The following is a 5,357-nucleotide window of genomic DNA, read 5'->3' as shown; positions in this document are numbered from 1 at the left end:
GGGTTCGGGGGAGAAAAGTTATGAGTTATGAGTTATGAGTTATGAGTTAATAATTTACAATTACCAATTACCAATTACCAATTCCCAATTACCAATTCCCAATTCCCAATTCCTAACTTTCAATCCAAAATCTAAAATCTAAAATCCAAAATTGAATGTGGTTAAAAGCGCCGACGGATATTAAATTATTAGCTAATGAAGTTCATGTTTGGCGAGAAAATCTCGTCAATGTAGAGTCTTTATTGAAACAGTTTAAGCAAATTCTCTCGGAAGATGAGTTAATTAGAGCAAAAAGATTTCATTTCGAGGAGCATCGACAACGGTTTATTGCCGGTAGGGGTATTCTTAGAAGTATATTAGGTCGTTATTTAAATATTCAACCATCCAAAATACAGTTTGATTACGAACCTCGTGGTAAACCGTTTTTAAACCAAAGTTACCATACTAATCTCAGCTTTAATTTATCTCATTCCCAAGATTTTGCTTTGTATGCAATCAGTTTAACCGATTCTATCGGTGTAGATTTAGAGTGTTTCAATTCAACTACAGATGTACTCTCTCTTGCTCAAAGATTCTTTTTAGCAACTGAATTTACTACTATAAAATCGGCTCATCCACAGCAACAGCAACAACTTTTTTTCCGTTATTGGACTTGTAAAGAAGCTTATTTAAAAGCAACAGGAATCGGATTAAAAGATTTACAGAAAGTCGAAGTTTCTCTAACTCCAGAACAACCTGCTCGATTAAATGTCCCCGGTGAATGGAATTTAGTAGAAATCGAACCTTTTACTAATTGTGCTGCTGCGATCGCAATTCCGGGTCAAAATTTCCAACTTAAATATTGGGATTTTGGTGTGTAGTATTTACATAGCAGTAAGGAAAGGATTTGAAAGTCTTTGAGGGTAATAATTTTAGTGTAAGGAGAGAAGTCGGGTTACTAAAAGAAACCCGACTTCTAGGTTTAACTAACCTTTAACCTCTAACCTTTAACCTTTAACCTCTAATCTAAACTACCGTCCCAAACTCCTGGGGTCGAGTGCATCTCTCAATCCATCACCAAGCAAGTTAAATGCTAGCACTGTAAGAATAATTACCATAGCGGGAGGCCAAATTAACCAGGGTTGCAGTACCAAAATAGAAGCGTTGGTTGCTAATGATAACATATTACCCCAGGAAGGATCTGGTTGTTGAATGCCCAAACCAATCAAACTTAATATTGCTTCGGCACCAATGAAACTAGGAATGGAAAGAGTAGCAGAGATAACAATATAGCTTGCAGTTTGAGGTAAAACGTGACGGAGAATGATATAAAAAGGTTTACCACCCATTGCTCTTGCAGCTTGGACAAATTCTCGTTCTTTGATTGACAGCACTTGTCCGCGAATCACCCGCGCTAAGCCAGCCCAGCCAATAAAGGAAGTAATCAAAACAATTAATATAAAGCGCTGAGAACTACTTAATCCTGATGGTAAGACCGCGCCTAATGTAACCAGAAGATAGATACTGGGGAATGTCATCAGTACTTCTACTAATCGCATAATTACTGAATCAGTCCAGCCACCGAAGTAGCCGGAAATTCCACCGACTATCATACCCAATGGGAAAGAAATCGCGACACCTAAAATCCCGATGAATAAACTGATACGACCACCATACAGCAAACGGCTGAACTCATCCCGTGCTTGATCATCAGTACCCAAAAGATTGAATCTCGCTTCACCAGCAGCACCGAATAAATGTAAGTTTAAAGGGATACCGGGAAATATTGTGACTTCATCCCAAGTTGGTGGTAGCGGTAAACTGAATTTAAACAGCTGGTATTCAGAACCTTGGACAAATAAACGTAGAGCAGAAGGTTTGCTGTAGTTTACAATAATTTCGCGTTTACCCGTTTCTAAATTCGTATCACCTTGAGTAGTCGGGTAAATGTGAGGACCGATAAATTGCCCTTCTCTATTATTCAAATATACGCGAGTTGGTGGCAGTAAAGAACCATTTGGCTGCGAATAATATGGGTCATAAGGTGCAACAAAATCCGCGAAAATTACCGTAATATAAAAAATTATCAGTAAAATTGCCCCAAATCGCGCTAAAGGATTTTTCTTGAGTTTTTGCCACCAGTTCATAGTTTATACAAGTTAATTGATTATGAATGTTAAAGCATAAATTATTCTTAATCAATTATAAAACCCTGGAATATTTAATAAATCTTAACTTTTATTGATGGCTTTTTTCATGTATAAGGCAGTCCTCATGAAAAACAATTTGCACCACCAATTGTCTAAGTCTTAATATTTCTTCCTACTGCCGACTGCCGACTGCCGACTGCCCGACTTAGAAATCAGAGCCTTGTGAAATGCATTCCCAACCGGAGACTGGGAACGAGACATAAAAGATTAAGAACGATAATTGTGTTTAAATTAGAAACATCTTTTTTTATTTGTAGTGCGTTGGCGTAGCCTGCCCCGGAGGGGCATACCGGAAAGCTCGCTAGTAATTACTATATTGTTCACAACTATAGGTAATATTCAAGGAACTGGTTTGATAACTTACATACTGGAGACGTAGCACTGCTACGTCTCTACATTTTATTTTTGATCAATCAAATGTAACAACGCTACGAATTGATTCTCCTTGATGCATCAATTCAAAACCTTGATTAATCTTTTCTATTGGCATTACATGAGTAATTAAATCATCAATATTTATCTTTCCTTGCATATACCAATCAACAATTTTTGGTACATCAGTACGTCCTCTAGCACCACCAAAAGCCGAACCTTTCCACACTCTTCCGGTGACTAATTGAAACGGACGAGTACTAATTTCTTCTCCGGCACCAGCAACACCAATGATAATACTTTGTCCCCAACCTTTGTGACAGCATTCTAATGCTTGACGCATCACTTTTACATTACCAATGCATTCAAAGGTATAATCGGCTCCACCTTTAGTTAAATCCACTAAATAAGCAACTAAATCACCTTCCACTTCTTTCGGATTAACAAAGTGCGTCATCCCGAATTTTTCTGCTAATTCCCGTTTTTTGGGATTAATATCTACACCGATAATCATATCGGCACCGACAATTTTTGCACCTTGAATTACATTTAACCCGATACCACCCAAACCAAAAACTATAACTTTAGAACCGGGTTCCACCTTTGCTGTGAAAATAACCGCACCAATACCCGTAGTCACTCCACAACCGATGTAACAAACCTTTTCAAAAGGTGCATCTTGACGAATTTTTGCGATCGCGATTTCCGGTAATACTGTATAGTTAGCAAAAGTCGATGTACCCATGTAATGATAAAGTCTTTCACCCCCAATAGAAAAACGACTAGTACCATCGGGCATTAAGCCTTTACCTTGAGTACTGCGAATAGCTTGACAAAGATTAGTTTTTAAGCTAAGGCAATATTCGCACTGACGGCATTCGGGAGTGTAAAGAGGAATAACATGGTCTCCCTTTTTGACGCTGGTGACACCTTTTCCCACATCCACTACAACACCCGCACCTTCATGTCCCAAAATTGCGGGGAATAAACCTTCAGGATCTTTACCAGAAAGTGTGTAAGCATCGGTATGACAGATTCCGCTGGCTTTAATTTCTATCAAGACTTCACCAGCGGCAGGCCCTTCCAACTGAACCGTTTCAATACTCAACGGTTTACCTGCTTCATAAGCTACTGCTGCTTTAACTTCCACGCTCTCTCCCCTTCTTATTCTTTTCGCTTATTCTTCTTTATTAGAGTTTATAGTTGGGCAACTGCACCAAAATATTTTATAATCTTTCAATTATATTTTCGACTTCTCAATCATGAGATAATTGGAATAATACGGCGAAGTCGTCAGAGGGTAAATTAAAGAATTTGTTAATATTTAGTTAATATGTAGTTAATATATATTATTAATGCTTATGTTTTATTTATGTGTTAGATGATTTTGTATTTCCTCATTTTCTCATACCCCATATCCAATTTACCATCAATGCCCCATCACCGATTATAGTTAAAGTTAAATTAAATTATTTATAATTATCGATTGCTTATGAATCCTGCCCTAACTAAATTTGGCGTTCAAATGTCTAAACTGACCGGCGTAAGAGCGATTATGAAAGATATCAATGAAACTTTACGCGCAGGAATTGGGCAGGAGTTGATGAATTTGAGTGCGGGTAATCCGTTGATTTTACCCGAAGTAGAACAATTGTGGCGCGATTGTACCGCTGAACTTTTGTCAAGTACGGAGTATGGTGAAGTTGTTTGCCGTTATGGTTATTCTAAAGGTTACTCGCCGTTAATCGAAGCCATTGCAAAAGACTTTAACAAGCGGTATGGCTTAAACCTTACCGAACGCAATATTTTGATTACTCCTGGTAGTCAAACGCTTTATTTTTATGCTGCAAATGTCTTCGGCGGTTATACTACCAACGATGAACTCAAACAAATTGTTCTTCCTCTAAGTCCCGATTATACAGGTTATGGTGGAGTTAGTTTGGTTCCTGAAGCGTTATTCGCCTACAAACCAACTTTAGATATTGACGCATCATCTCATAGATTTAAATACCGTCCCGATTTCAGCCAGTTATCAATTACCGAAAACACTGGTTGTGTTTTATTCTCTCGTCCCTGTAATCCTACAGGTAACGTAATTACCGACGAAGAAGTTGAAAAAATCGCCGCACTTGCTGCACCATTAAATGTACCAGTTTTAATTGACTCCGCCTATGCACCACCATTCCCAGCCTTGAATTATACCGAGATGACACCCACCTTTGGTGAAAATATTCTCCACTGTATGAGTTTGTCAAAAGCAGGATTACCCGGAGAAAGAGTAGGAATTGCGATCGGTAATGAAAAATTAATCGAAGCCTTAGAATGCTTTCAAGCAAATGCTAGCTTACATTCATCCAGATATGGACAAGCCATAGCCGCTCGTGCGATTGATTCCGGAGAGTTAGCAAGAATCAGCGAAACCGTGATTCGTCCTTTTTACAAAAACAAATTTGCTGTTTTAGAAAGCACTTTAGAAGCCGCAATGCCCAAAAACTTACCTTGGTTTCTGCATCGCGGTGAAGGAGCAATTTTTGGTTGGATATGGCTGCAAGATTTACCCATCAGTGATTGGGATTTTTACCAACAACTTAAAAAAGTAGGTGTAATAGTTGTCCCAGGAAACTCCTTCTTCCCCGGATTGCACGAAGAATGGGAACACAAACACCAATGCTTCCGCATCAGTCTCACAGGTAGCGACGAGGAAATCAAAACCGGAATGCAGCGTTTCGCACAAGTAGCCCAAGAAGTTTATCAAGGTGCTACCGTGAATGCGTGAGAAGGTATGGGGTGATGGGG

The 5,357-nt window shown here is 38.8% G+C and carries 4 protein-coding genes; 2 read left to right on the top strand and 2 right to left on the bottom strand.

The features are described 5' to 3' along the window. Nucleotides 1-155: 155 nt before the first annotated feature. Nucleotides 156-860, top strand: coding sequence for a 4'-phosphopantetheinyl transferase family protein (locus tag IQ247_RS31220; protein WP_193926013.1), 705 nt, complete (start codon nucleotides 156-158; stop codon nucleotides 858-860). 150 nt (nucleotides 861-1,010) lie between these two features. On the opposite strand, the gene IQ247_RS31215 is transcribed toward IQ247_RS31220, so the two are convergent. Both IQ247_RS31215 and IQ247_RS31210 read right to left on the bottom strand, forming a co-directional pair. Beyond that, on the bottom strand, nucleotides 1,011-2,126 hold the full coding sequence (locus tag IQ247_RS31215) for an ABC transporter permease (RefSeq protein ID WP_193926011.1): 1,116 nt from the start codon (nucleotides 2,124-2,126) through the stop codon (nucleotides 1,011-1,013). Between the two features lie 472 nt (nucleotides 2,127-2,598). Then, complete coding sequence (locus IQ247_RS31210) at nucleotides 2,599-3,711, bottom strand: S-(hydroxymethyl)glutathione dehydrogenase/class III alcohol dehydrogenase (protein ID WP_193926009.1); 1,113 nt, start codon at nucleotides 3,709-3,711, stop codon at nucleotides 2,599-2,601. Nucleotides 3,712-4,053: 342 nt separating this feature from the next. Here IQ247_RS31210 and IQ247_RS31205 point away from each other — a divergent pair, with 342 nt between their 5' ends. Beyond that, the gene (locus tag IQ247_RS31205) at nucleotides 4,054-5,337 is read left to right on the top strand and encodes a valine--pyruvate transaminase (protein WP_193926007.1); all 1,284 of its coding nucleotides are present in this window, start codon (nucleotides 4,054-4,056) and stop codon (nucleotides 5,335-5,337) included. The last annotated feature ends 20 nt before the right edge of the window (nucleotides 5,338-5,357 follow it).

It is taken from the genome of Plectonema cf. radiosum LEGE 06105, from assembly GCF_015207665.1.
Taxonomy (GTDB): Bacteria; Cyanobacteriota; Cyanobacteriia; order Cyanobacteriales; family Nostocaceae; genus Rivularia; species Rivularia radiosa_A.
The sequence above is the reverse complement of the archived record's forward strand: the minus strand, read 5'-3'. Positions and strand labels throughout refer to the sequence as shown.